The 25,022-nt window shown below is 67.5% G+C and carries 23 protein-coding genes; 12 read left to right on the top strand and 11 right to left on the bottom strand.

The features are described 5' to 3' along the window. The first annotated feature begins 30 nt into the window (after positions 1 to 30). From ABFG95_RS08475 to ABFG95_RS08450, 6 genes are all read left to right on the top strand, one after another. Complete coding sequence (locus tag ABFG95_RS08475) at positions 31 to 357, top strand: YbaB/EbfC family nucleoid-associated protein (protein ID WP_006385500.1); 327 nt, start codon at positions 31 to 33, stop codon at positions 355 to 357. 67 nt (positions 358 to 424) lie between these two features. After that, positions 425 to 1,033, top strand: a complete 609-nt coding sequence (gene recR, locus ABFG95_RS08470) for a recombination mediator RecR (protein ID WP_006385499.1) — start codon at positions 425 to 427, stop codon at positions 1,031 to 1,033. Between the two features lie 96 nt (positions 1,034 to 1,129). Then, positions 1,130 to 2,419 carry a CoA transferase gene (locus ABFG95_RS08465; protein WP_049075405.1) on the top strand — a complete coding sequence of 430 codons (1,290 nt, stop codon included), beginning with the start codon at positions 1,130 to 1,132 and terminating at the stop codon, positions 2,417 to 2,419. Continuing rightward, positions 2,400 to 3,440 (top strand): ABC transporter substrate-binding protein, encoded by a 1,041-nt coding sequence (locus tag ABFG95_RS08460; protein ID WP_049075404.1) that lies wholly within the window; start codon positions 2,400 to 2,402, stop codon positions 3,438 to 3,440. The genes ABFG95_RS08465 and ABFG95_RS08460 overlap by 20 nt, the downstream gene beginning before the upstream one ends. Then, positions 3,433 to 4,245 carry an ABC transporter ATP-binding protein gene (locus tag ABFG95_RS08455; protein ID WP_049075403.1) on the top strand — a complete coding sequence of 271 codons (813 nt, stop codon included), beginning with the start codon at positions 3,433 to 3,435 and terminating at the stop codon, positions 4,243 to 4,245. The genes ABFG95_RS08460 and ABFG95_RS08455 overlap by 8 nt, the downstream gene beginning before the upstream one ends. Positions 4,246 to 4,297: 52 nt before the next feature. Next, a complete protein-coding gene (locus ABFG95_RS08450; RefSeq protein WP_049075402.1) occupies positions 4,298 to 5,092 on the top strand; it encodes an ABC transporter permease in 795 nt (264 codons plus the stop codon). Positions 5,093 to 5,135: 43 nt separating this feature from the next. On the opposite strand, the gene ABFG95_RS08445 is transcribed toward ABFG95_RS08450, so the two are convergent. From ABFG95_RS08445 to ABFG95_RS08430, 4 genes are read right to left on the bottom strand one after another with little or no spacing between them, the layout of a single operon-like run. Continuing rightward, complete coding sequence (locus ABFG95_RS08445; protein ID WP_278992643.1) at positions 5,136 to 5,717, bottom strand: biliverdin-producing heme oxygenase; 582 nt, start codon at positions 5,715 to 5,717, stop codon at positions 5,136 to 5,138. After that, entirely contained in the window at positions 5,714 to 6,364 is a 651-nt protein-coding gene (locus tag ABFG95_RS08440; RefSeq protein ID WP_278992642.1) for a hypothetical protein, read from the bottom strand. The genes ABFG95_RS08445 and ABFG95_RS08440 overlap by 4 nt, the downstream gene beginning before the upstream one ends. Positions 6,365 to 6,371: 7 nt before the next feature. Then, complete coding sequence (locus ABFG95_RS08435) at positions 6,372 to 6,737, bottom strand: response regulator (RefSeq protein ID WP_020926775.1); 366 nt, start codon at positions 6,735 to 6,737, stop codon at positions 6,372 to 6,374. Then, complete coding sequence (locus ABFG95_RS08430) at positions 6,734 to 8,941, bottom strand: ATP-binding protein (RefSeq protein WP_059272271.1); 2,208 nt, start codon at positions 8,939 to 8,941, stop codon at positions 6,734 to 6,736. The genes ABFG95_RS08435 and ABFG95_RS08430 overlap by 4 nt, the downstream gene beginning before the upstream one ends. Positions 8,942 to 9,107: 166 nt before the next feature. Between ABFG95_RS08430 and ABFG95_RS08425 the strand changes: the two genes are divergently transcribed. After that, positions 9,108 to 9,635 carry a carboxymuconolactone decarboxylase family protein gene (locus ABFG95_RS08425; protein ID WP_059272269.1) on the top strand — a complete coding sequence of 176 codons (528 nt, stop codon included), beginning with the start codon at positions 9,108 to 9,110 and terminating at the stop codon, positions 9,633 to 9,635. A gap of 24 nt (positions 9,636 to 9,659) precedes the next feature. Here the strand turns inward: ABFG95_RS08425 and tal are convergent, their stop codons facing one another. Further along, the gene (gene tal, locus ABFG95_RS08420) at positions 9,660 to 10,613 is read right to left on the bottom strand and encodes a transaldolase (RefSeq protein ID WP_278992641.1); all 954 of its coding nucleotides are present in this window, start codon (positions 10,611 to 10,613) and stop codon (positions 9,660 to 9,662) included. Between the two features lie 222 nt (positions 10,614 to 10,835). On the opposite strand from tal, the gene carA reads away from it, so the two are divergent. From carA to ABFG95_RS08400, 4 genes are all read left to right on the top strand, one after another. Then, positions 10,836 to 11,990: a glutamine-hydrolyzing carbamoyl-phosphate synthase small subunit gene (gene carA / locus ABFG95_RS08415; RefSeq protein ID WP_049075395.1), complete on the top strand. Its 1,155-nt coding sequence runs from the start codon at positions 10,836 to 10,838 to the stop codon at positions 11,988 to 11,990. A 10-nt stretch (positions 11,991 to 12,000) separates the two neighbouring features. Continuing rightward, entirely contained in the window at positions 12,001 to 15,243 is a 3,243-nt protein-coding gene (gene carB / locus ABFG95_RS08410) for a carbamoyl-phosphate synthase large subunit (protein ID WP_049075393.1), read from the top strand. 48 nt (positions 15,244 to 15,291) lie between these two features. Next, entirely contained in the window at positions 15,292 to 16,188 is an 897-nt protein-coding gene (lpxO, locus tag ABFG95_RS08405; RefSeq protein ID WP_059272267.1) for a lipid A hydroxylase LpxO, read from the top strand. Between the two features lie 89 nt (positions 16,189 to 16,277). Next, positions 16,278 to 17,051 (top strand): SDR family oxidoreductase, encoded by a 774-nt coding sequence (locus ABFG95_RS08400; protein ID WP_278992640.1) that lies wholly within the window; start codon positions 16,278 to 16,280, stop codon positions 17,049 to 17,051. A gap of 106 nt (positions 17,052 to 17,157) precedes the next feature. On the opposite strand, the gene ABFG95_RS08395 is transcribed toward ABFG95_RS08400, so the two are convergent. From ABFG95_RS08395 to ABFG95_RS08370, 6 genes are all read right to left on the bottom strand, one after another. After that, positions 17,158 to 17,802 carry a histidine phosphatase family protein gene (locus tag ABFG95_RS08395; RefSeq protein ID WP_054418700.1) on the bottom strand — a complete coding sequence of 215 codons (645 nt, stop codon included), beginning with the start codon at positions 17,800 to 17,802 and terminating at the stop codon, positions 17,158 to 17,160. A 49-nt stretch (positions 17,803 to 17,851) separates the two neighbouring features. Then, positions 17,852 to 18,760 carry a LysR family transcriptional regulator gene (locus tag ABFG95_RS08390; protein WP_006385483.1) on the bottom strand — a complete coding sequence of 303 codons (909 nt, stop codon included), beginning with the start codon at positions 18,758 to 18,760 and terminating at the stop codon, positions 17,852 to 17,854. A 24-nt stretch (positions 18,761 to 18,784) separates the two neighbouring features. Then, positions 18,785 to 19,870, bottom strand: coding sequence for an ABC transporter ATP-binding protein (locus ABFG95_RS08385; protein WP_006385482.1), 1,086 nt, complete (start codon positions 19,868 to 19,870; stop codon positions 18,785 to 18,787). A gap of 16 nt (positions 19,871 to 19,886) precedes the next feature. Next, positions 19,887 to 21,596, bottom strand: a complete 1,710-nt coding sequence (locus ABFG95_RS08380) for an iron ABC transporter permease (RefSeq protein ID WP_054418694.1) — start codon at positions 21,594 to 21,596, stop codon at positions 19,887 to 19,889. An 87-nt stretch (positions 21,597 to 21,683) separates the two neighbouring features. Next, a complete protein-coding gene (locus ABFG95_RS08375; RefSeq protein ID WP_049075384.1) occupies positions 21,684 to 23,009 on the bottom strand; it encodes an extracellular solute-binding protein in 1,326 nt (441 codons plus the stop codon). Between the two features lie 127 nt (positions 23,010 to 23,136). Next, positions 23,137 to 23,568, bottom strand: a complete 432-nt coding sequence (locus tag ABFG95_RS08370) for a FlxA-like family protein (RefSeq protein WP_054418690.1) — start codon at positions 23,566 to 23,568, stop codon at positions 23,137 to 23,139. A 136-nt stretch (positions 23,569 to 23,704) separates the two neighbouring features. Here ABFG95_RS08370 and ABFG95_RS08365 point away from each other — a divergent pair, with 136 nt between their 5' ends. Next, complete coding sequence (locus ABFG95_RS08365) at positions 23,705 to 25,015, top strand: solute carrier family 23 protein (RefSeq protein WP_024070092.1); 1,311 nt, start codon at positions 23,705 to 23,707, stop codon at positions 25,013 to 25,015. The last annotated feature ends 7 nt before the right edge of the window (positions 25,016 to 25,022 follow it).

Genomic DNA, 25,022 nt, shown 5'->3' with positions numbered 1-25,022 from the left:
CTACATTCCCTCGTTCAAGGAAGCTCCATCATGATGAAAGGACAACTGGCCGGCCTGATGCGCCAGGCGCAGCAGATGCAGGAAAACATGAAGAAGGCGCAGGACGCGCTGGCCGAGATCCAGGTCGAAGGCGCCTCCGGCGGCGGCCTGGTCAAGGTCACCATGACCTGCCGCCACGACGTCAAGCGCGTCGAAATCGATCCGTCGCTGCTGGCCGACGACAAGGACATGCTGGAAGACCTGGTCGCCGCCGCCTTCAACGACGCGCTGCGCAAGGCCGAAGCCACCTCGCAGGAAAAGATGGCGTCCGTCACCGCCGGCATGCCGCTGCCCCCGGGCATGAAGCTGCCGTTCTGATCGAACGTTCCGGCCGCCGCCGCCCCGGGCGGCGCGGCCTTTGCCGTCCGCAAGTTGCCGTCGTGTCATGGACCCTCTACTGCCCGAACCCGAACCGCTGGTCTCGCTGATCGAGGCGCTGCGGCGCCTGCCCGGCGTGGGTGTGCGTTCCGCGCGACGCATGGCCTATCACCTGCTGCAGCACGACCCCCAGGGCGCCGACATGCTCGGACGCGCGTTGGCGGGGGCGGTGCGCGACCTGCGCCACTGCTCGCGTTGCAACAGCTTCGCCGAAGAGGATGTGTGCGCCACCTGCGCCAATCCCAAGCGTGATCCTTCCCTGCTGTGCATCGTCGAGACGCCGGCCGACCAGAACATGATCGAGTCCAGCCACGGCTACCGCGGCCTGTACTACGTGTTGATGGGGCGGGTGGCGCCGCTCGAGGGCATCGGCCCGCGCGAGCTGGATTTCGACCGCGTCATCCGCCGCGCCACCGACGGCGTGGTGCAGGAGGTGATCCTGGCCACCAACTTCACCGCCGAAGGCGAGACCACCGCGCATTTTCTGGGCGAGGCCCTGGGTGAACGCGGCCTGCGCGTCACGCGCCTGGCGCGCGGCGTGCCGGCCGGCAGCGAGCTGGAATACGTGGACGCCGGCACCATCGCCTGGGCGCTGATGGAGCGCAAGACCACCTGACACGCCCCCACAATAGCGCGCCGGCAATGTACCGGCGGGCATTGGAAAAACGGCCCGCCCGCGCGGCGCGGCCTCCACGAGAGGAAGACAACCAACATGTCAGCCCTGACCGGCCTGAAGGTCCTGGAACTCGGCACGCTCATCGCCGGCCCGTTCGCCGCGCGCATCTTCGGCGAATTCGGCGCCGACGTCATCAAGGTGGAAACGCCGCACGGCCCCGACGGCACGGGCGGGGGCGACCCCATCCGCAGCTGGCGCCACCTGCATGAAGGCAATTCGCTGTGGTGGACCGTGCAGGCCCGCAACAAGCAATCCATTGCCCTCAATCTCAAGCATCCCGAGGCCCGCGAAATCGCCCGCAAACTGGCGCTGGACGCCGACGTGGTGGTCGAGAACTATCGCCCCGGCGTGCTGGAGAAGTGGGGCCTGGGCTTCGAGCAGCTGCGCGCCATCAACCCCGCCCTCATCATGGTGCGCCTGTCCGGCTACGGCCAGACCGGCCCGATGAAGGATCAGCCGGGCTTCGGCGCCATCGGCGAATCCATGGGCGGCCTGCGCTACGTGTCCGGGCATCCCGACCGGCCGCCGCTGCGGGTCGGCATCTCGATCGGCGATTCAATCGCCGCGCTGCATGGCGTGATCGGCGCCATGATGGCGCTGCGCCACCGCGACGCCACCGGCGGGCGCTGGAACGGCGTGCAGGGCGAAGGGTGCCAGGCGGGGCAGGGCCAGATGGTCGACGTGGCCTTGTACGAGGCCGTGTTCAACATGATGGAAAGCCTGGTGCCCGAGTACGACGTGGCCGGGGTGGTGCGCGAACGCACCGGCGGCGCGCTGCCCGGCATCGTGCCGTCCAACACCTACACCACGCGCGACGGCCAGAACATCGTCATCGCCGGCAATGGCGACGCGATCTTCCACCGCCTGATGCTGGCCATCGGCCGCGACGACCTGGCCTCGGACCCGGACCTGGTGCGCAACGATGGCCGCGCCCGCCGGGTCGCCGAGATCGATGGCGCCATCCAGCAATGGTGCGACGGCCGCGGCATCGAGGAAGCGCTCAACACCCTGAAGGCGGCCGACGTGCCGGTCGGCAAGATCTACAGCGTGGCCGACATGTTCAGCGATCCGCAGTTCCTGGCGCGCCGCATGATCGAACAGCACCACTTCGCCGACGGCAGTCCGGTCAAGCTGCCGGCGGTGGTGCCCAAGCTCTCGGAAACCCCGGGCGGGACCCGCTGGATCGGTCCGTCATTAGGGGAACATACCGAGGAAGTCCTGAAATCGCTGGGGTATGATTCAGCGGCTATCGACAAGCTGGCGCAGACCGGCGCTATCGGTATCCCCGCACCCAAGGAGACAACACATGTCAGTCACACGCCGTGATCTGCTCAAGATGGCCGGCGCCGCCGGCGTCATGGGCATGGCCCCCGCCATCGTGCGCGCCCAGAAGCTGGAGAAGACCAAGGTCCAGATCGCCGTGGGCGGCAAGCCCCTGATCTACTACCTGCCGCTGTCCATCGCCGAGGCGCGCGGTTACTTCAAGGACGAGGGTCTGGACGTCTCCATCGCCGACTTTGCCGGCGGCTCCAAGGCGCTGCAGGCCGTGGTGGGCGGCAGCGCCGACGTGGTCTCGGGCGCGTTCGAGCACACCCTTGCCATGCAATCGAAGGGCCAGGCCTACCGCGCCTTCGTGCTGCAGGGCCGCGCGCCGATGATCGGCGTGGGCGTCTCCAAGAAGAACCTGCCCAACTACAAGGGCCCGGCCGACCTCAAGGGCAAGAAGATCGGCGTGACGGCGCCGGGCTCGTCCACCAACATGGTGGTCAGCTTCTTCCTGGCCAAGCACGGCCTGAAGGCTTCCGACGTTTCCATCATCGGCGTGGGCGCCGGCGCCGGCGCGGTGACCGCGCTGCGCAGCGGCCAGATCGACGCCATCTCCAACACCGACCCCGTGGTGTCGATGCTGGAAATGCCGGGCGACATCCAGATCATCGTCGACACCCGCACGCTCAAGGACACGCAGGACATCTTCGGCGGCAACATGCCGGCCGGCTGCCTGTACGCGCCGCAGGCGTTCATCGACGCCAATCCCAATACCGTGCAGGCGCTCACCAACGCCATGGTGCGCGCCGACAAGTGGATCCAGAAGGCCGGCCCCGACGAGATCGCCAAGGTCGTGCCGGAAACCTACCTGCTGGGTGACCCGGCGGTGTACAAGGCCGCCATCGGCAAGAGCCTCGAGGGCCTGTCGCCCGACGGCATGATCCCCGAGGACGGCGCCGCCACCGCGCTCAAGGCCCTGGCCGCGTACCAGGCGGATTTCGACGGCGCCAAGATCGATCCGTCCAAGGTCTGGACCAACGATTTCGCCCGCCGCGCCAACGAGAAGTACCCCAATGGCTGACGCCGCGCTATCGCTGGAAAACATCAGCTGCACCTTCGTCTCCCGCGACGACCGCTCGCAGCGCTACACCGCCGTCAGCGACACGAGCCTGGCCATCGCGCCGGGCGAGTTCGTGTCGGTGGTGGGCCCCACGGGCTGCGGCAAGTCCACCCTGCTCAACGTCAGCGCCGGCCTGCTGGCGCCGTCGTCGGGCCAGGTAAAGGTCTTCGGCCAGCCGCTGTCGGGCATCAATTCGCGCGCCGGCTACATGTTCCAGGGCGAGGCGCTGCTGCCCTGGCGCAGCGCGCTCGACAACGTAGTGGCCGGGCTGGATTTCGCCGGCGTGCCGCGCGACGAGGCGCTCGAGCGCGGCCGCGACTGGATGCGCCGCGTCGGCCTGGGCGGCTTCGAGAGCCGCTATCCGCACCAGATGTCGGGCGGCATGCGCAAGCGCGCCATGCTGGCGCAGACGCTGATCCGTGACCCTGACATCATCCTCATGGACGAGCCGTTCTCGGCGCTCGACATCCAGACGCGCCAGCTGATGGAAAACGAGGTGCTGGACCTGTGGATGGCCAAGCGCAAGGCGGTGCTGTTCATCACCCATGACCTGGACGAAGCCATCGCCATGAGCGACCGCGTGGTGGTGCTGTCGGCCGGGCCGGGCACGCATCCCATCGGCGAGTTCGCCATCGACCTGCCGCGTCCGCGCGACGTGGCCGAAGTGCGCAACAACCTGCGCTTCGTCGAATTGCACGCGGCCATCTGGGCCGTGCTGCGCGAGGAAGTGCTCAAGGGCTATGCCCAACAACAGAAGCGGGCCTGAGGCCCCTGCCTGATCCAGGCCGCGCCCGCTTCCCATCGAACAGGCCCTGACCATGTCCAAGTCGTTCAAACCGGGTTCCGCCAGCCTGCGCTTCTGGCAGTTGCTGCTGCTCGTCGTCATCCTGGGCGTGTGGCATTTCGCCTCGCGCGATTCCAAGGTGGCGTTCTTCTTCGGCGAGCCCCTCAAGGTGTGGGGCCGCATCTGGGCCTGGTTCGTCACCAATGCCGACATCTACACCCACCTGTGGGTCACGCTGACCGAAACCGTGCTGGCCTTTTTCATCGGCACCATCGCCGGCCTGGCCTTCGGCCTGTGGCTGGGCCTGTCGCCGCGCGCCAGCGCGATCCTCGATCCCTACATCAAGGCGGCCAACTCGATGCCGCGCGTGATCCTGGCGCCGATCTTCGGCATGTGGTTCGGGCTCGGCATCTGGTCCAAGGTGGCGCTGGCGGTGACGCTGGTGTTCTTCATCGTCTTCTTCAACGTCTACCAGGGCGTGCGCGAAGTCAGCCCGACGCTGCTGGACAACGCCCGCATGCTGGGCGCGCGCCGCCGCCAGCTACTGCGCCACGTCTACCTGCCGTCGGCCACCAGCTGGGTGTTCTCCAGTCTGCACACCTCGGTGGGCCTGGCCTTCGTCGGCGCGGTCGTGGGCGAATACCTGGGCTCGGCCAGCGGCGTCGGCTACCTGATCCTGCAGGCCGAGGGCACCTTCGACGTCAACACGGTGTTTGCCGGCATCGTGGTGCTGACCGCGTTCGCGCTGGTGCTGGATTACATCGTCGGGATCGGTGAAAAACGTTTGATGAAGTGGCAGCCGAAGTCGGGCGAGACCGAGAAGATCTGACCCGCTGGCCGTCCTGGAGCCGCGCGGTGGCGCGGCCCGGCGGCTATCGCTGGCCCGGGCTCTGCAGGGCGCCCTGGTCCCGCAGCCAGGCGGCGAGGCTGTCGAACGCGTCGCGCGCGCCTTTCAGCGCCTGCGCTTCCTGTCCTTGCGCCGCCACGTCCAGGTGTTGCAGGAAACCCTTCCACAGTGGCCCGACCTCATCGCCATAGCCGCGCAGGTAGCGCAGCGGCAACGGCGGATCGGCGGCTTCGAGCCGCTTGGCCAGGAAGCGTCCGCCCAGTTGCGAACCCTCGACCACGTAGGCCACGCCCAGTGCGTAGGCGTCGGCCGCCCGCGGGCGCGGCGCATCGGGGCATTGCGGAACCGGCGCGCTGTCGCCCGCCGCGCGCAGGTCGGCGCGGATCAGCGCGCTCTTGCCGTCCCGCTCTTCGGCCCGCAGCGCGGCGGGCCAGTCCAGTTGCCACAGCCGGTTTTCCACCGGTTCAAGCCAGCCCAGCATGGCGCGAAGATACGCCACATAGCGGGCCGGACTGACGTTGCCATCGGCCAGCGCCAGCCCCTGATCCAGGGCCTCGTGGCGGTCGCGGGTGCCATCACGCAGGAATTGGTGCACCGGGGAGATCATGCGGGTTCCTTGCCGGAGGCGGCGCGGTGCAACGACCAGCTCTGTGGCTGCCGCTCGAAGCGCCAGCCTGAATCGGCGGCCAGCCATTCGATGTCGCGCGTGTCGAACAGCGCGGGTCCGTCCGGCGCCTGCGCGGGCATGTTGAAGCGGGCATGCCATGCCGATGGGTCGGCCGTGTCGAGCTCCACTTCGGCGCCTTCGGGCAGCCAGGCCACCAGGCACAGCAGCCAGGCCATGAGCAGATAACGACTGCTGAAAGCGGGCAGTTCGAGCGCGCCCGGGTCCTCGGGCCAGCGGACCCGGCGCTTGGACCACATCAATTGCGAGAACAGCAGCTTGCGGCATTCCTTGAGCAGCGTCGCCAGCGGCAGCGTCGCGCCGTTGTCGCTGAACCACTGGTCCAGGTCGCGGATCACGCTGACGCTGTCTTCCAGCATGTCGTTGAGGTCTCCGGCCAGCCGTTCGCAGCGCTGCTGCCGGGCCTCGGCATCCGCGCCTTCCGGCGCGTGACTCAGCATGGCCGCCGCCAAGGTGGCATTCGATAGCGGCGCGATGGCCTCGTGGCGCAGCACCGGGAATATCTGCGCCAGCACCTTCAGCCTTACGCCTTGCGCGGCCAGCGCCTGGGCGGAAATATCGACTTGCATGGCGGTGTCAGCCCGCCTGGCGCAGCACGGTCAGCAGCGCATCGGGGTCGGCGGGCTTTTCGATCCAGCCATCGAACAGGGCGGAGGCGTCTTCGTGCCGTTCATGCCGCGCCAGGCCGCTCAGGGCGTAAATGCGCGATGACACATTGCGTTCGCGCAGCCGGCGGGCCAGCTCGTAGCCGTCCATGTCGGGAAGCAGGATGTCAACCAGCACTGCTTCGGGGGCGAACGTGGCGGCCTGCCGCAGCGCGTCTTCGCCGGTACCCGCGCAGCGCGCCTCCAGGCCGGACAGCGCCAGGAATTCGGCCAGCAGTTCCGAGCCCATTTCATTGTCGTCAACCAGCAGGACGCGTAGGGCACGCTCGTCGTTCAAGGGGTGTCTCCAGATTCGGGGACCTGCGGCGCATCCTGGTCGCGCGGCAGGGTAACGGTGAAAATGACCAGACCGTCGCGGCAGTCGACGGCGATCTCGCCCTGGTGGTCGCGCACCACCTGCTCGGCGATGTACAGGCCGAGCCCGAGGCCGTTGCGGTTGCGCGATTGGCCCAGGGATTCGGGCTTGAAGGGCGAGAACAGGTGCGCCATGACCTCGTCGGGGATTGGCGCGCCATGGTTGGCCACGGTGAGTTCGATGGCGTCGCCACGCGGCATCGCGCTGACGTGGATCGGCATGCGCGGCGCGCCATGCTGGCGGGCGTTGCTCATCAGGTTGGTGACCACCTGGGCGATGCGGTCGGTGTCGGCCGTCAGCACCAGGTCGGGGTGCACGTCCGGCTCGATGAGCAGGCCGGGATAGGCTTGGCGCTTTTCCTCGATCAGGCCGTTCAAAAGGTCGGACAGGCGGCATTCGCGCTTTTCGATGCCGAGCCCCATGCCACCCTGCAGCCGCGAAAGATCCAGCACCTGCGAGATCAGGCGCTGCATGCGTCCGCTGGAATAGCGGATGCGCTCGCCCATGCGGGCGCCGGCGTCGGTCCGCGAAAGCAGCGTGGCCGCCATGGAAATCGATTGCAGCGGATCGCGCAGGTCATGGCCCAGCATCGCCAGCAGCGCGGTGCGGGCGCGGTCGACGTCGGCGGCGCGGCTGGTGGCGATGTGCGACAGCTCGTCGCGCAGGTTGTCGGCCGCCTCGAGTTCGGCCGGCAGCCAGGGCGGGCTGGTGTCGCGCATGACCTCGCGCCAGGCGTCGAACGAGCCGCGCGGGGTCAGGCGCGGCCCCAGGTTGCCCACCGCGTATTGCTTTTCGGGTTTGCCGCCCCACACCACGGTCTCGATCTGTTCGCGCCGCAACCAGATCAGCCAGCCGTTGTTCATCGGGTCGAACTTGCACGCCAGCAGGCCCGCGTAGGGCACCAGGTCGGTCTGCAGCTCGGGATAGTCGCGCGCGATGTGGTTGGTGTGGACCACACGTTGCCCGCTCTGGTCCAGCGCGCACAGGATGCCGGCAAGTTCGCCGCGCGGCGCGATGCCTCCGAACACCGTGACGCTGTTGCCCCACAGGCACAGCGCGGCGTCGTTGGCGATCAGCGAGGCGGGCGTTTCCGGGCCGCCGGAAAGGGCCTGGTGGATGTTTTCGGAATCCGACGCACGCTCGGTCAGCCGGCTGACCAGCGCGGCATTGCGCCGTGTCTGCGCGGCGCGGTCGTTGCCCTCGATGGTCGCCAGCGCCGCGGACAGCACCTGCGCCAGGGCCTCGCAGGCCAGCCGGGCCGGGTAGGGTACGAGGCGCGGCGAATGGTGGTGGCAGGCGATCATGCCCCAGAGCCTGCCGCCGATCACCAGCGACAGGCTCATAGTGGCGCGCACGCCCATGTTGGCCATGTATTCCAGATGGACCGGCGATACGCTGCGCAGCACCGAGAAGCTCATGTCGAGCGGCGCCTCGATGCCGTCCTGCGCCAGCACCCGCACCGGCTGGTACTGGCCGTCGGCGATCTGGCGCAAGGTATTCACGGTGTACAGGCGGCGCGCCTGGGCCGGAATGTCGCCGGCGGGATAGCGGCGCCCGACCCAGTCTTCGAGCGCGGGATCGCCGCGCCGCTCGGCCACGATCTCGCCGCTGTCGTCGGGATGGAAGCGATAGGCCATGACGCGGTCGAAGCCGGTGGCGCGTTGCACCTCCTGCACGGCGCGCTCCAGCAGGCCGGCGATGTCGCGCTGCGCCCGCACGCGCTCGATGCTGCGGTAGATCAGCGCCGGATCGGCGATGCCGGCGTCGTTGCCGCGGCGTTCGAGTTCGATCAGCGTCAGGTCGTCGGTGTTGCGGTGGGCGATGACGTCGTAGGCGTGCCCGTCCAGCGAGATGCTGAGCGGATCGAAGACAGGATCGTCCTGGGACAGCCAGCCCGGCAGGTTCCGCGCCAGGCCCGGCGGCAGCGAAGCCGGATCGCAGCGATAGCCCAATGCGACCGGCATCCCGAGCACCTGCGGCGCGTTTTCGCTGGCGTAGCGCAACACGCCCGCGGCATCGAAGGCGAGCAACGCGCCCAGGGGCTGGATCGCGCCCGGGACGTGAATCGGTTCGCTGTCGCAGTTCGCGAGCGTGACAGGCGGGTGCGACTGGGTGGGCGCATTCATTCTAGGCTTGTCCTGGAGGTGCGCAATGTGTTGTCATTATGTCAAAGTTCTTGCGAATGTGTGCATATGCAGCGTCGGGGATTTTGGCGCGCGCCGCCTCGTCTTTTGGGCGTCCACCATCCCCCTGGCCGTTTGGCGCAAGCGGCCGGATTATTCCGGAGTTTTCATGGCGCGTCTTCCCTACGCCGATCTGTCCCATCCCGAAGCGCGACCCCTGGTCGAGCGCATCGTCGCCGAACGCGGCAGCGTGCTGCACTTGTACCAGATGTTGCTGCACAGCCCGGCCGTGGCCGGCGGCTGGCTCAACTACCTGACCTCGATCCGGCAGTTGTCGACCCTGCCGGGCGACCTCCGCGAATTGGTGATCATGCGAGTGGCGGCGATCAACGGCGCGCCCTACGAGGCCGACCAGCATGCGCCGATCGCGCTGAAAGAGGGCGTGTCGCAAGCCCAGCTGGACGCCTTGTCCGATTGGGAGACCTCGTCCCTCTTCAGTGAGCGCGAACGTGCCGTGCTGGCCTACACCGACGCCATGACGCGCCAGGTGCAGGTGCCCGAGCCGGTGTTCCAGGCGGCGCGCGCCGCCATGGGGTCCGAAAAGCTGATCGTCGAACTCACCGCCACCGTGGCCGCCTACAACATGGTGTCGCGCTTCCTGGAAGCGCTGCAGGTGCATTCGCACGATCACCGTTGACGGCCGCGCGGCCGGGCGGAAACGTCAGGCGCGCTGCGCCTCGATCAGCGCGTCCAGCTTGATGGCGTCGGCCACGAAGGCGCGGATGCCTTCTGCCAGTTTGTCGCTGGCCATGGCGTCGTCATTGAGCTGGGTGCGGAACGCCACTTCATCCGAGGCGATGCGGGCGATATCGCCGGTTACCGCGTCGGCGCGCAGTTGCGCCGGCGCGTCGCCCTCGGTCTGCGACAGCTGGGTCAGCAGCTCGGGGCTGATGGTCAGCAGGTCGCAGCCCGACAGGGCCAGGATCTGGCCGACGTTGCGGAAGCTGGCGCCCATGATCTCGGTGGCGATGCCGAAACGCTTGTAGTACTGGTAGATGCGGGTCACCGACTGCACGCCGGGGTCGCGCGCGCCGGCGTGGTCGGCTTCGACCCAATTGGCGCCCGCGGCCTTCTTGTGCCAGTCGTAGATGCGGCCGACGAACGGCGAGATCAACTGCACCTGGGCATCGGCGCAGGCCACCGCCTGCGGCAGCGAGAACAGCAGCGTCAGGTTGCAGCGCACGCCCTCGGCCTGCAGCGCGCGGGCCGCCTGGATGCCTTCCCAGGTGGATGCGATCTTGATCAGCACCCGTTCGCGCGGCACGCCGGCGGCTTCGTACAGGGCGATCAGGGCGCGGGCGCGCTCGATGGTGGCGCGGGTGTCGAACGACAGGCGCGCGTCCACTTCGGTCGAGACGCGGCCGGGCACGATGTCCAGGATGGCGCGGCCAAAGGCGACCAGCAGGCGATCCATCAATTCGGGCGTGGGGGCGCCGCAGTGGTCGCGCGCGGTCTTTTCCAGCAGCGGGCGGTAGGCGTCCTGCTGCACGGCCTTCAAAATAAGGGACGGATTTGTGGTGGCGTCGGTGGGACGCAGCGCCTTCATCGCTTCGAAATCGCCGGTGTCGGCGACGACGGTGGTGTGATTGCGCAGGGCGTCAAGTTGGCTGGACATGGACAATACGGCTCGCAGCATCAGGGTTGAAGGTGCTTTAGCGTATCACCGAGCCGCCGACGGCGCTGTCACCGTTGGTAGGCCGGCGGCGGGCCGTGATCGGCCTGGCGCGGCGGCCGAAATCTCCGATCTCAGCCTTATTTGGCGCGGTTCCCCGGGAAAAACGCCCGCTCAAGGTATAATTCCAAGGTTTGATTATCGATTCTAAAACCGGGGTTTACTGTGCTGCCGCAACTCTTTCCCGAGGGGATCAACCGCTTCCCTCCTGCAATTCTGGCTCTGGCGGACGGTACCATTTTTCGAGGCGTGTCGATCGGTGCGCCTGGGCATACCGTTGCCGAAGTGGTGTTCAACACCGCGATGACCGGGTACCAGGAAATTCTCACCGATCCCAGCTATAGCGGCCAGATCGTCACGCTGACCTATCCGCATATCGGCAACACCGGCGTCAACGCCGAGGACGTCGAAGCCAATCGCGTCTACGCCGCCGGCCTGGTGGTGCGCGACTGTCCCGCCCGCGTGTCGAACTTCCGTTCCACGCAATCGCTGCCCGAGTACCTGTCCGAGCAGGGCATCGTCGCCATTTCCGGCATCGACACCCGCAAGCTGACCCGCATCCTGCGTGAAAAGGGCGCCCAGGGCGCCTGCATCTTCGTTGGTTCGGACGCCGACCGCGCCGTCGAACTGGCCCGTGGCTTTGCCGGCATGGCCGGCCAGGACCTGGCCAAGGTCGTGTCCATCAAGGACAGCACCACCTGGACCCAGGGCACCTGGCAACTGGGCGAAGGCTACACCCAGCCCGACCAGTCCAAATTCCATGTCGTCGCCTACGACTTCGGCATCAAGTCCAACATCCTGCGCCTGCTGGCCGACCGTGGCTGCCGCCTGACGCTGGTGCCGGCCCAGACCAGCGCCGAGGACGTCCTCAAGCTCAACCCCGACGGCGTGTTCCTGTCCAACGGCCCCGGCGACCCCGAGCCCTGCGACTACGCCATCGACGCCACCCGCGTGTTCCTGGACAAGAAGCTGCCGGTGTTCGGCATCTGCCTGGGCCACCAGATCATGGGCCTGGCCGTCGGCGGCAAGACGCTCAAGATGAAGACCGGCCACCACGGCGCCAACCACCCGGTGCAGGACCTGGCCTCCAAGCGCGTCTTCATCACCAGCCAGAACCACGGTTTCGCGGTCGATGCGGCCAGCCTGCCGGCCAATGCGCGCGTCACGCACGTCTCGCTGTTCGACGGCACGCTGCAGGGCTTCGAGCTCACCGACCGTCCGGCCTTCTGCTTCCAGGGCCATCCCGAAGCCAGCCCCGGTCCGCACGACATCCTGGAGCTGTTCGACAAGTTCATCAGCCTGATGTCCGGCCAAAAGTAAAGATTGCATCATGCCCAAGCGTACAGACCTAAAAAGCATTCTCATCATCGGCGCCGGCCCCATCATCATCGGGCAGGCCTGCGAATTCGACTATTCCGGCGCGCAAGCGTGCAAGGCGCTCAAGGCCGAGGGTTACCGCACCATCCTGGTGAACAGCAACCCCGCCACGATCATGACGGACCCGGAAACGGCCGACGTCACCTACATCGAGCCCATCACCTGGCAGGCCGTCGAAAAGATCATCGAGCGTGAAAAGCCCGATGCGCTGCTGCCCACCATGGGCGGCCAGACCGCGCTGAACTGCGCGCTCGACCTGGCCCACCACGGCGTGCTGAAAAAGCACAACGTCGAACTGATCGGCGCCAACGAGCACGCCATCGAAAAGGCCGAGGACCGCCAGAAGTTCAAGCAGGCCATGACCGACATCGGCCTGGAATCGGCCAAGTCGGGCGTCGCCCACAGCATGGACGAAGCCTGGGAAGTGCAGCGCCGCATCGCCGCCGAAGTCGGCACCTCCGGCTTCCCCGCCGTGATCCGCCCCAGCTTCACCATGGGCGGCTCGGGCGGCGGCATCGCCTACAACGCCGAAGAATTCGAAACCATCTGCCGCCGCGGCCTGGAAGCCTCGCCCACCAGCGAGCTGCTGATCGAAGAGTCGCTGCTGGGCTGGAAGGAATTCGAGATGGAAGTGGTCCGCGACAAGGCGGACAACTGCATCATCGTCTGCTCCATCGAGAACCTGGACCCCATGGGCGTGCACACCGGTGACTCCATCACCGTGGCGCCGGCCCAGACGCTGACCGACAAGGAATACCAGATCATGCGTAATGCATCGATCGCGGTGTTGCGCGAGATCGGCGTGGACACGGGCGGCTCGAACGTGCAGTTCGCGGTCAACCCCAAGAACGGCCGCATGATCGTCATCGAGATGAACCCGCGCGTGTCGCGTTCGTCGGCGCTGGCGTCCAAGGCCACCGGTTTCCCCATCGCCAAGGTCGCCGCGCGCCTGGCCGTGGGCTACACGCTGGACGAGCTCAAGAACGAAATCACCGGCGGCGCCACGCCCGCCTCGTTCGAGCCGTCGATCGACTACGTGGTCACCAAGGTGCCGCGTTTCGCCTTCGAGAAATTCCCCACCGCCGACGCGCGCCTGACCACCCAGATGAAGTCCGTGGGTGAAGTCATGGCCATCGGCCGCACCTTCCAGGAATCGTTCCAGAAGGCGCTGCGCGGCCTGGAAGTCGGCGTCGACGGCCTGAACCAGAAGACCACCGACCGCGAGAAGCTGCAGGTCGAGCTGGGCGAACCCGGTCCGGAACGCATCTGGTACGTGGGCGACGCCTTCGCGCAGGGCTTCACGCTGGACGAAGTGCACAACATCACGCACATCGACCCCTGGTTCCTGTCGCAGATCAAGGAAATCGTCGACATCGAGCTGGCGCTCGAACAGAAGACGCTGTCCGACCTGGACCACGCCACCCTGTGGGAACTGAAGCGCCGCGGTTTCTCCGACCGCCGCCTGGCGTTCCTGCTGGACACGGTCGAATCCGAAGTGCGCAAGCTGCGTCACCAGCTGAACGTGCGCCCGGTCTACAAGCGCGTGGACACCTGCGCCGCCGAGTTCGCCACCCGCACGGCCTACATGTACTCGACCTACGAGGAAGAGTGCGAAGCCGCGCCCACCGACCGCAAGAAGATCGTGGTGCTGGGCGGTGGCCCGAACCGCATCGGCCAGGGCATCGAGTTCGACTACTGCTGCGTGCACGCCGCGCTGGCGCTGCGTGACGACGGGTACGAGACCATCATGGTCAACTGCAACCCGGAAACCGTCTCCACCGACTACGACACGTCCGATCGCCTGTACTTCGAGCCGTTGACGCTGGAAGACGTGCTGGAAATCGTCCACAAGGAAAACCCGGTCGGCATGATCGTCCAGTACGGCGGCCAGACCCCGCTGAAGCTGGCGCGCGCGCTGGAAGCCAACGGCGTGCCGATCATCGGCACCAGCCCGGAATCCATCGACATCGCCGAAGACCGCGAGCGTTTCCAGAAGCTGCTGAACAAGCTCGGCCTGCGCCAGCCGCCCAACCGCACGGCCCGCACCGAAGGCGAGGCCCTGGCCCACGCCGCCGAGATCGGCTACCCCCTGGTGGTGCGTCCCAGCTACGTGCTGGGCGGCCGCGCCATGGAAATCGTGCACGAGCAGCAGGACCTCGAACGCTACATGCGCGAGGCCGTGAAGGTCAGCAATGACTCGCCCGTGCTGCTGGACCGCTTCCTGAACAACGCCACCGAAGTCGACGTGGACTGCCTGGCCGACGGCGAAACCGTCTTCATCGGCGGCGTCATGGAACACATCGAGCAGGCCGGCGTGCACTCGGGCGACTCCGCCTGCAGCCTGCCGCCGTACTCGCTGTCGGCCGACGTCATCGCCGAGATCAAGCGCCAGACCGGCATGATGGCCAAGGCCCTGAACGTCAGCGGCCTGATGAACGTGCAGTTCGCCATCCAGGGCGGCGACGTCTACGTGCTGGAAGTGAACCCGCGCGCTTCGCGCACGGTGCCCTACGTGTCCAAGGCCACCGGCCTGCAACTGGCCAAGATCGCCGCGCGCGCCATGGCCGGCCAGACGCTGGCGGCCCAGGGCATCACGCGCGAAGTCGTGCCGCCTTACTTCTCGGTCAAGGAAGCCGTGTTCCCGTTCGTGAAGTTCCCGGGCGTGGACACCATCCTCGGCCCGGAAATGAAGTCGACCGGCGAAGTCATGGGCGTGGGCACCAGCTTCGGCGAAGCCTTCGTCAAGTCGCAGCTGGCCGCCGGTGTGCGCCTGCCGGAATCCGGCACGGCCTTCATCAGCGTCAAGAACCAGGACAAGCCCCGCGCCGTGGAAGTGGCGCGCGGCCTGCACGCCCTGGGCTTCAAGCTGGTGGCCACGCGCGGCACCGCGGCCGAGATCGAAGCGGCGGGCATTCCCGTGCAACTGGTCAACAAGGTCACGGAAGGCCGTCCGCACATCGTCGACATGGTCAAGAACGGCGAGATCGCGCTGGTCATCAACACCGTCGAAGAGCGCCGCAACGCCATCGCCGACTCGCGTACCATCCGTACGCAGGCGCTGGCCGCGCGCGTGACCTTCTTCACCACCATCGCCGGTGCGCGTGCCGCGGTCGAGGGCATGCAGTACCTGCGTCAAGGCCTCGGCCTGCAGGTGTATCCGCTGCAGGAACTCCACGCGTCGTTGTTGGACAAATAGCGCTTGGACGCGCGGAGGGCGCGTCGCAAGTGAATTGAGGACAAAAGAATGAAGTGGTTCATTCTGGCGTTATTCATCGTATGCGCCACGGTAGTTCACTACCGTGGCCGCGTCCGACACAAGTTCTCGCGGCAGGCGTTGGATCATTCCACGTTCACCGCCCCGCTGAACTGTTTCATGTACGCGTTCTCCAGCGTGCCCAACAAGCCCTATCTCGACCTGGACCAGTTCCCGGAACTGAAGGTCTTGCTGGACCGCTGCGAGGAAATCCGCGCCGAGGCTGTCAATCTGTACGGGGACGGTCACATCAAGGCGTCGGACAAGTACAACGATGCAGGCTTCAACTCGTTCTTCAAGACGGGCTGGAAGCGCTTCTACCTGAAGTGGTACGACGCCGACCATCCGTCGGCCGAGGCCCTCTGTCCGGTCACGACCAAGCTGCTGGCGGGCATCCCGACCATCAAGGCCGCGATGTTCGCCTCGCTGCCCCCGGGCAGCCGCCTGCCGCGCCATCGTGATCCGTACGCCGGTTCGCTGCGTTTCCACATGGGCCTGATCACGCCGAACAGCCCCGACTGCTACATCAACGTCGACGGCCAGGAATACTACTGGCGCGACGGCGAGGCGGTCGTGTTCGACGAGACCTTCATCCATTACGCCGAAAACAAGACCGACCAGAACCGGATCATCCTGTTCGCCGACGTCGAGCGCCCCATGCGTTACCGCTGGGCCCAGGCGTTCAACCGCGTGGTCGGGGGCTTCCTGTTGCGCGCGGCCGCCGCGCCCAACCAGGAAGGCGACGCCACTGGCGGCATCAACCGCATCTTCGGCGCGGTGTATGCCGTGCGCCGCTTCGGCAAGGCGCTCAAGAAAAAGAGCAAGCCGCTGTACTACCTGTCCAAGTGGGCGCTGGTGGCGGCGATTTTCGCGCTGATCTTCCTGTAAGACTCGCGCCGACCTTCCTGTAGCATAGCGGGCGGAGCCTCTCTTGCGAGAGGCTCCGCCTTTTTTCATCCGACCCGGGGCGAGCCTCCATGGACAGAGTATTCATTACCGGCGCCAGCAGCGGACTGGGCCGCGCCCTGGCGCGGCGCTATGCCGCCGCCGGCGCCACGCTCGGCCTGCTGGGCCGGCGCGAGGACGCGCTGCGGGAACTGGCCGCCAGCCTGCCCGGCCAGCACCGCTGCTACGCGGTGGACGTGCGCGACCGCCAGGCGCTGCACGCGGCGGCGCAGGATTTCATTGCGTTCTGCCAGGGGCGGGTGGATGTGGTCATCGCCAGCGCCGGCATCAGCGCCGGCACGCTGACCGGGCAGCACGAGGACTACGAGGTCTTCAAGGCCATCGTCGACACCAACCTGCTGGCGACCGTGGCGACCTTCGAGCCGTTCGTCGAGCCGATGCGCGCCGCCGGTGGCGGCCGGCTGGTCGGCATCGCCAGTGTCGCCGGCGTGCGCGGCTTGCCCGGGGCGGGCGCCTACAGCGCCTCCAAGTCGGCGGTGGTGACCTACTGCGAGAGCCTGCGGTTGGAGCTATGGGGCGACGGCATCCGCGTCGTCACCATCGCGCCGGGCTACATCAAGACCGCGATGACGGCCCACAATCCGTACAAGATGCCGTTCCTGATGGAGGCCGACACGTTCGCGCAGCGCGCCCATGCGGCCATCGGGCGCGGCACGTCGTACACGGTGATCCCGTGGCAGATGGGCGTGGTGGCGAAACTGATGCGCCTGCTGCCCAACGCGCTCTACGACCGGCTGGCGCGCAACGCGCCGCGCAAGCCGCGCAAGGCGGATACGGCGGGCTGAGCCCGCGTGCCGGGGGGGGGCCGCCGGCGGTGTAGAGAGCGAACGCCGGCGGGCGCAGGCCGGGCGGCAGCAGCTCGGGCGTCCGGCTTGCGCCGGACGCCGGTCATCACGGCACGACGTCGTTGCCGACTTCAGTGTCCACGTGGCCCACGTCGCCCCAATCCAGCACTTCCCACTGCCGGCCGCGCACGCCGACGCGGTTGATGCTGACGTTCAGCAGCGCCGCGTCGCGCGGCGCGTTCAGCGGCACGCCGCTGGCATGGCGCCAGATGATGTCCAGCACGCCGCCGTGGGTGAACATCAGGATGCGCTCGCCGATGTGGCGGCTGGCCACGTCGTCGACCGTCGCAATGACGCGCGACTGGAACTGGCCCAGCGTCTCGCCGCCGTCCAGCGGGCGCAGCGGATCGCGGCTGCGCCAGGCGGCCGCCGCTTCCGGCGCCAGCACATCGATGCGGTCCAGGTCCAGCCCTTCGAGCACGCCGAAGCCGCGCTCGCGGATGCCGGGCTCGATCCGCACGCGCAGGTCCAGTTGTTCCGATACCGGCGTGGCGGTGGCGTGGGCGCGCTGCAGGTCGCTGCTGTAGATGGCGTCGATCGGCGTGTTGCGCGCGTCTTCGCGCAGGCGCGAGGCCAGCAGGCCGGCCTGGTTGCGGCCGAATTCGTTCAAGGGGATGTCTTGCCAGCCCTGCAGGCGGCGCTGGCGGTTCCAGTCGGTTTCGCCGTGGCGGATGAACCAGATTTCAGTCATTGCGGTGTCGATAGGGTGGGGAAGGGCGCGGGTGGCGGACCGACCCGGCTCAGAGCGGCTCGGGCGCGACGGGCGCGCGCGGCTTCCAGATGGCTTGAATCACCGAGCTTAACGCGACCAGCGCGGGCTCGCTAGCGCGTTCGTAGGGCAGGATGAAGCCGAGCGTGGCGTCGGCGCGCGCCTGGCCCCACACCATGAAATCGCCCGAGGCCGCGCCGGCCAGCGCGGTCTCCTCGCGCAGCAGCGCGCAACCGGCGCCGGCCCGCACCAGCGCCTCCAGGTTGGCCTGGTCGTCGTTCTGCATGGCGATGCGTGGCGACAGGCCGTGGCGCTCGAACATGTCGCGCAACAGCAGGTGGGTGTGGCTGCCGGCGGGGCCGTCCAGCCACGGCAATTGTGCCACCTCGCGCCAGCCGCCGCGCTTGAGCACGGCGGCGTGTTCGGTCGGCAGCGCGATGCGGTAGCGCACGCTGCGCAGCGGCAGCCACAGCACGCCGCGCGGCGGGTGCGCGGCAATGGTCAGCGCCGCCGGCAGCCGGCCGGTGCTGACCTGCTCGGCCAGCACGGCGGTGGGCTGGATCTGCGTCTTCAACTCGATCAGGGGCAGCCGTTGCGTGATGGCCGCCGCCAGCTCGCCCAGCCGCAGGAAGTCGGGCTTTTCGCTGGGCAGGCCCAGTTCCACCACGCCTTGCAGGCTGCCCTGCAGCTGTTGGGCCTCCGATTTGAATTGCGCGCCCAGCACCAGCAGCGATTCGGCGGTGGGCAGCAGCATCTCGCCGGCCTTGGCCAGCGCCAGGCGTCCGCCGCTGCGGTCGAACAGCGCCACGCCCAGGCTCTGTTCCAGCGCCTTGATCTGCGCGGTGACGGCAGGCTGGGTCAGCGACAGCGCTTCGGCGGCCCGCGTCAGGTTGCCCAGGCGGGCAACCGTGACGAAGGCGCGGATCTGATAGATTTCCATGCCGCCTTTGTAGGGGAAGCGGGCTCAGGCGGCAAGCAGCCGTACTTGCGTCGGCTCCAACCCGATCGACACCGGCGCGCCCACCGGGAACGGCGACAGTCCCGCCAGGTGCGACTGGTCGGCCGTCAGGCGCTGTTCGCCGATCTGCACCTGGTAGCGGGTGAATTCGCCCAGGAACTCGCTGCTTTCCACCACGCCCGGCAGCCACACGTAGCGCGCGTCGCCCAGTCCGTCGGCCATCTCGATCTGCACCGTGTGCGGCCGGAAGCTCGCCGCCAGCCGCTGCGCCGCCGGCGCTTCGGCCGCCAGTGGCAGGTGCAGGTCGCCCACGCCTTCCACCGCCAGCACCACGCTGCCGCTGGTGCGCTCGCGCACCTCGCCCTCCAGCACGTTCATGGTGCCGACGAAGTTGGCCACGAAGCGGTTCACCGGATAGTCGAACAGCGTGCTGGGCGCGCCGATCTGCTGCACCACGCCGTGGTCGAGCACCGCCATGCGGTCGGCGGTGGTCATGGCTTCTTCCTGGTCATGGGTGACGAAGATGGTGGTGATGCCCAGCCGCCGCTGCAGGCTCAGCAGGTCCTGGCGCATCTGCACCCGCAGCTTCTTGTCCAGGTTGGACAGCGGTTCGTCCAGTAGCAGCACCTGCGGCTCGATCACGATGGTGCGCGCCAGCGCCACGCGCTGCTGCTGGCCGCCGGACAACTGGTTGGGGCGCCGGCGTGCGTACTGCGACAGCCCCACCAGCTCCAGCGCGGCCTCGACCTTGGCGCGGATCTGCTCGCGCGGCAGCTTGCGCTCGACCAGCCCGAACGCCACGTTGTCCCACACCGTCATGTGCGGCCACAGCGCGTAGTTCTGGAACACCATGCCGATATTGCGGTCCCATGGCGGGATGGCGCTGATGTCCTTGCCATCCACCAGCAACTGGCCGGCGTCCTGCCGGTTGAAGCCCGCGATCAGGCGCAGCAGGGTGGACTTGCCCGAGCCCGACGGCCCCAGCAGGGCGAAGAACTCGCCCGGTTCGATGTGGATGTTGACGTCCTTGAGCACTTCCGTCTTGCCATACGACAGCCGGATGTTGCGGCATTCAACGCTGACTTTCTTCATGTCGATTCCCCTTGATTCAGGCCGTCTCGTCGTGACGCGCCGGGCGCTGGCGCGCCTGGGCGCGTTCCACCAGCAGGTGCGAGACATACGTGCCGACCGCGACCGCGGCCACCGCCAGCACGCCCAGCGCGGCGCCCGGACCCCGGCCGGCCGCGCTCTGCATGTACAGATAGATGCCATAGCTCATCGGCGCCTGGCTGTCCTTGGTGACCAGCATGATGGTGGCCGACAGCTCCACCGCCGCCGTCACGAAGCTGGTCACGAAGCCGGCCAGCATGCCCCCGGCCATCAATGGCACCACCACGCGCCGGATGGTGCGCATCCGGGTCGCGCCCAGCGATTGTGCCGCTTCCTCCAGCGATACGTTGATCTGCTGCAGCGCGGCCACGCACGAGCGCAAGGCGTAGGGCAGCCGCCGCACCGAGTACGCGATCATGATGATGATCCACGACGAGGTCAGCAGCGTGCCGGTGCCCGGGATCTCCACCCCGCGGAACGTGCGCAGCAATCCGATCGCCAGCACGATGCCCGGGATCGCCAGCGCCGCCGAGGCCAGGAAGTCCAGCCACTGGCGCGCCGGCAGCCGGGTGCGCAGCATCAGGTAGGCGATGGCGGTGCCCAGGATCACGTCCACGCCCGCCGCCAGGCCGCAATAGAGCAGGGTGTTGGCGATCATGCCCTGCGATTCGCTGAACACCGCGCTGTAGTGCGCCAGCGTGTAGCCGTCCGGCAGCGGCGCGAAGCTCCAGACGCTCGCCAGGGACAGCAGCAGCACGCCCATGTGCGGCGACAACACCAGCAGCAGCACCAGGATGATCCAGCCATAGGCCAGCACGCTTTCGGCCGGGCGCAGCTTGCGCTTCTGGATCGAGTTGCCGCCCTTTTGCAGCGTGGAGTAGTCGCGGCCCTTGAGCACCCGCGCCGACAGCCACAGCGCCAGGATCGAGAAGGCGATCATGATGACGCTGATGACGTAGCCCAGCGGATCCTCCAGCCCCACCTGGGTGATGCGCAGGTAGGCCTGCGGCGCCAGCATGTTGGTGGTGCCCAGCACCAGCGGCGTGCCGAGGTCGTCGAACACCTTGACGAACACCAGCGAGGTGCCGGCCACGTAGCCCGGCAGCGCCAGCGGGAAGATCACGCGGCGGAATAGCCGGAAACCGCGCGCGCCCAGGTTGAAGGCCGCTTCCTCCATGGCGCCGTCGATGTTGCGCAGCGCCACCACCAGGTTCATCAGGATGAACGGGAAGTAGTGCAGCGCCTCGACGAAGATGACGCCGTTCAGGCCCTCCATGAACGGGATGGTGAAGCCGAACCAGTCGTTCAGCAGCAGGTTGACGCTGCCCGAGCGGCCGAAGATGAGCTGCATCGCCACCGCGCCGACGAAGGGCGGCATGATCAGCGGCAGCACCCCCAGCGTCTGGATGATGAGCGCGCCGCGGAAATCAAAGCGCACCGTGAAGTACGCCAGCGGCACCGCGATCAGCGAGGCCAGCAGCGCCGACCAGCCCGCCACGTAGAGGCTGTTGAAGAACGCCTCCAGCATCAGCGGCTGGTTGAAGAACGCGCCGAAGTGGCCGATGGTGAAGCCGCCGTCGGCGTTGACGAAGGCGCTGTAGAACACCGTGCCCACCGGCACGGCCAGGAACAGCGCCAGGAAACCCAGCACCAGGAGCGCGGCCAGCACGGGGCCGGCGGGCAGGCGTGAATGGCCCGGAAGATTCATCGAGATTCCCGTAATGGTTCAAGACAGGCCGCCCGCGGCGGGGCGGCGGCCGGACGGGGCGAGCCCCCCGTCCGGCGCGAGCCGGGCTCAGAGCGCCGCGGCTTCCCGCGCCAGCTTCACGGCCTGCTCATAATTGCTCTTGGCCGTGCCGTTCCATTCGCCTTCCAGCTTGGTGATCTGCTGGTTGACCGCGGCGTCCTTCTTGTTGCCGCTGAAGATCTTCAGGAACTCGGGATCGGCGGCCTGCTTGCCGTCCACCAGCGGCGCCCAGGCCAGCTTGCGGGCCTGCGCCAGCAGTTCGGCCGGCTTGCCGCTCTTGCCCTTGTCGCCGAGCTTGGCCTCGGCGTCGTAGATCGCCTTGGTCGCCGCCTGCAGTTCCTTCAGGCGGAACGTGACGGTCTGGTCGTACAGCGACTGCACCACGTAATAGCGCGTCTGCGACAGGTCGGCGTTGAACTGCACCTTGCTGCGGCGCGCGATCTCGGCCGGATCCGGATAACCCTGCGGCACCTTGCCGCCCAGCGCCGAATACGGCAGCACCGGCAGGCGCGATATCTTCGGCTCCAGCAGCAGTTCCTGGCCCGCCTGGCTGAGCGTGAAGGCGATGAACTTCTTGCCTTCCTCGGTGTTCTTGGCGCCGTCGATCAGCGCGATGTTGGCCGGCACGATGGCGGTCTCGGAGGGATAGACGAATTCCACCGGGAACTTCGAGTATTTGCTCGACAGGCCGAAGAAGTCGATCACCGGACCCGCGCCGAACTGGCCGTTGTTGACGCCGTCCGGCACGCCGAACGAACGCTCGGTGACGGCGCTGCTGTTGCCCGACATGCGCAGCAGGGTGTTCCAGCCGTCGTCCCAGCCTTCGCCCTGCAGGATGGTCTCGACCGTCAGGTGCATGGTGCCCGAGCGCGAGGGCGAGGTGATGCCGACGTGGCCGAACCAGTGCGGCGCCAGCAGGTCCTTCCATTCGACCGGCGCGGGGATCTTGTGCGCCGCGATGTAGCGCGTGTTGTAGACGATGCCGTAGCCGGCCAGCGCCTGGCCCAGGTACATGCCGCCCGGGTCGTTGATGGGATAGTTGCCGATCTTGTCCGGCACGTCCTTGTTGGCGACGTCCGAGGACTTGGCCAGCAGCTTGTCGCGGCCCAGCACCTCGAAGGCGTCCGGGGCGCTGGCCCAGAACACTTCCGGGCGCTGGCCGGCCGGCGTCTCGCGCACGTAGGCGATGCCGGACACGGTGTTCTTGTTGAGGATTTCCAGCGTGATGCCGGGGTTGGCCTTCTCGAACGCGGTCTTGTAGGCCTGGGTCAAATCTTTCGGGAACGACGTGATCACCGTGACGGTGCCCGCCAGGGCGGGGGCGGCGCAGGCGGCCAGCAGCGCCCCTGCAAGGGCTGTGCGCATTGCATGCATGGTTTGTCTCCGTGGTTTTTCGATTTGTCCGGAGACCTTAGCGGCTGCGTGCGCCGCCAGTCCAATCACAAATTTTGATGCGCGCCATCAGTGTGGCGGGCATTCGGGAGAACCCGCGGGAAGGAAGCTAGGCCGTGGCCGAGACGCCGCCGTTGGCCTTGGCCATCGCCTTGATCTTCTCGGTCATCACCTTCTGGATCTGGCCCATGATCTGCTGCGCCTGTCCGTTCAACGCCTGCAGCTGGGTGGCTTTCTGTTCCGCCGACGCATTGCTGTCGCGCACGCGTGCGATCTGCTCCATGACGCGCTTGAGCTGGCGTTGCAGTTCCTTGATCACCTGGGTGTAATAGTCGTCGTTTCCGGACGATTCGGTTTCCTCGGCCTGGCCCACCTTCTTGGCGCCCGCGCTGTTGACGCGGATCTTGCCGTCTGGCGTGACGCTGACGCCCGGGTCGCCGGCCTTGGCGTCCTTGGCTTCCTTGTTGGCCTGGATCTTCTGCGCCCACAGGTCGGCCATGCTGCCGATGCGCGAGGTGCCGCTGATGGAATCGATGGCCATGGAGGTCTCCGGGGGGGCGAAGGATTGAATGGGGGTTTCCACTAGTACGGCATTCCGGCCAGGAACTTAAGTTGCCGCCCCTTCCCGGCCCCCTTTACACTGGCGCCCGCTCACACCAATCACTCCCGGGGATTCCATGTCCAATTCCTATTTTCCGCGCTGGCGCCTGGCGGACGACGCCGAGCCCGGCGTCATCATTGCGCCCGACGAACGGCTGTCCTGGCCCAAGAACGTGGCCATGGGCGCCCAGCACGTGGTGGCGATGTTCGGCTCCACCGTGCTGGCGCCGCTGCTCATGGGCTTCGACCCCAACGTCGCCATCCTGATGTCGGGCATCGGCACCCTGATCTTCTTCCTGTTCGTGGGCGGCCGCGTGCCCAGCTACCTGGGCTCCAGCTTCGCCTTCATCGGCGGCGTCATCGCCGTCACCGGCTATGCCGGCGGCGGGGCCAACGCCAACATCGGCGTGGCGCTGGGCGCCATCATTGCCTGCGGCCTGGCCTACACCCTGATCGGTGTCCTGGTCTGGATCGCCAATGGCCGCGCCGGCGGCGGCGCCAACTGGATCGACACCCTGATGCCGCCGGTGGTGACCGGCGCGGTGGTCGCGGTGATCGGCCTGAACCTGGCGCCCATCGCCGCCAAGGGCGCCATGGGCGCCTCGGGCTTCGACAGCGCCATGGCGATCGTCACCATCCTGTGCGTGGGAGGCATCGCCGTCTACACCAAGGGCATGGTGCAGCGCCTGCTGATCCTGGTCGGCCTGATCCTGGCCTGCGTGGTGTATGCGATCTTCGCCAACGGCATGGGCCTGGGCAAGCCGATGGATTTCTCGGCCGTGTCGGCCGCCGCCTGGTTCGGCCTGCCGCACTTCGCCGCGCCGGTCTTCAAGGCCGAAGCCATGGGCCTGATCGTGCCGGTGGCCATCATCCTGGTCGCCGAGAACCTGGGCCACGTCAAGGCGGTCAGCGCCATGACCGGCCAGGACCTGGACCGCTACCTGGGCCGCGCCTTCGTCGGCGACGGCGTGGCCACCATGGTCTCGGGCGCGGTGGGCGGCACCGGCGTCACCACCTACGCCGAGAACATCGGCGTGATGGCGGTGACCCGCATCTATTCGACGCTGGTGTTCGTGATCGCCGCGCTGATCGCCATCGTGCTGGGCTTCTCGCCCAAGTTCGGCGCGCTGATCCAGACCATTCCCGCGCCTGTGCTGGGCGGCATGTCGGTGGTGGTCTTCGGCCTGATCGCCATTGCCGGGGCCCGCATCTGGGTCGTCAATCAGGTCGACTTCAGCGACAACCGCAACCTGATCGTGGCCGCGGTCACGCTGGTGCTGGGCGCGGGCGACTTCACCGTCAAGCTGGGCAACTTCACGCTGGGCGGCATCGGCACCGCAACCTTCGGCGCGATCATCCTGTACGCGTTGCTGCGCCGCAAGAAATAGGGCGGGG

The organism is Achromobacter sp. HNDS-1, assembly GCF_040084795.1.
Lineage (GTDB): Bacteria > Pseudomonadota > Gammaproteobacteria > Burkholderiales > Burkholderiaceae_B > Achromobacter > Achromobacter ruhlandii.
This window is presented reverse-complemented; position numbering and strand designations above follow the sequence as displayed.